The organism is Auritidibacter sp. NML100628, from assembly GCF_003185985.1.
Lineage (GTDB): Bacteria > Actinomycetota > Actinomycetes > Actinomycetales > Micrococcaceae > Auritidibacter > Auritidibacter ignavus.
This window is the reverse complement of sequence record NZ_QHLP01000037.1, coordinates 1-1,236: the sequence shown is the minus strand read 5'-3', so window position 1 is coordinate 1,236 and position 1,236 is coordinate 1. Positions and strand designations below refer to the sequence as shown.

At 58.8% G+C, this 1,236-nt stretch carries 1 protein-coding gene; it reads left to right on the top strand.

What is annotated here, in order from left to right:
* The first annotated feature begins 64 nt into the window (after positions 1-64).
* Positions 65-1,228 carry an IS30 family transposase gene (locus DCC24_RS11885; RefSeq protein WP_146206337.1) on the top strand — a complete coding sequence of 388 codons (1,164 nt, stop codon included), beginning with the start codon at positions 65-67 and terminating at the stop codon, positions 1,226-1,228.
* Positions 1,229-1,236: the final 8 nt, after the last annotated feature.

Here is a 1,236-nt window from a genome sequence, read left to right as displayed (position 1 = left end):
AAGGCCGCTCTAGACTCAAACCGTCAGTGCAACACCCCTAGTCAACTTCTGGTAGAGGTGGAATATGGCGAAACTAGGACGACCTGGACTGCCGGAGACCGAACGCCGCCGAGTCTGGGAACTATGGAAACAAGGACACTCCTTTACGGAGATCTCTGAAACCGTTGGCGTGCCGCCTGGATCCGTGTTTTCGATCTTACGGCCCCGGGGTGGGATCTGGTTCCCAGAGCCCACCCCGCCGCCGGGCGCATTGAGCCTGGTTGAGCGCGAGGAAATCTCACGCGGTTTGGCCGCCGACAAATCCATCCGGACTATTGCTGCGGAACTGGGCAGAGCACCTTCGACGATCAGCCGAGAAATTGCTAAGAATAAGGGTCCCAAGCGGTATCGGGCCATCGATGCCCATGATCGCGCCACCCGCAAGCGGTCCCGGCCGCAGCGGCTGAAACTCCAAAAGAACCCAGTGCTGACGAACTACGTCAGCGCACGATTGCAGCGTTACTGGTCACCGGAACAGATCGCGGGCAGACTGCGCTTGGACTACCCCAACAATGCGCGGATGCACATCAGTCATGAGGCCATTTATCGGACCGTGTACTTGCACAAGGTCCGCAAGATCCTGCCGCATCATATTCACCGGTGTTTGCGCCGCAATCGCCCGATTCGGCACGGCAAGCACTATTCCACCCGGGGTCAATGGCGGTCCCAAATCAAAAACGCCCGCTCCATTCATGACCGGCCAGCCGAAGCCGAGGATCGGACCATGCTGGGGCATTGGGAGGGCGATTTGATCATTGGCGGCACCAGCTCCCAGATTGCCACCCTCGTGGATCGAGCCAGTCGGAAAGTCGATTTGGTGCAGCTCGCTGATCGCAGTGCACAGCACCTGACCACGGCGCTGAGCCAGCGCAGAACCCAGCAATCATCAGTCGAGGTCAAGACCCTGACCTGGGACCGCGGCATGGAACTCGCCGACCACCAGACCATCACCCAGGCCACCGGTGTAGAGGTGTTCTTTGCTGATCCACTCAGCCCCTGGCAGCGTGGTACTAACGAAAACACCAACGGGCTGATCCGCCAATACCTACCGAAGAAAACTAACCTGAGCAAGTACTCGCAAGCTGACCTGGATCAGATCGCCCATGAACTCAACACCCGGCCCCGGAAATGTTTAGGCTACCGCACCCCGATTGAAGCCGAACACGCCGGTGTTGCCTTGACGATTTGAACCCAAGG

Excerpts from the sequence above, each read along its gene's own strand:
- DCC24_RS11885 (WP_146206337.1), top strand. The coding sequence starts at position 65 with ATGGCGAAACTAGGACGACCTGGACTGCCGGAGACCGAACGCCGCCGA.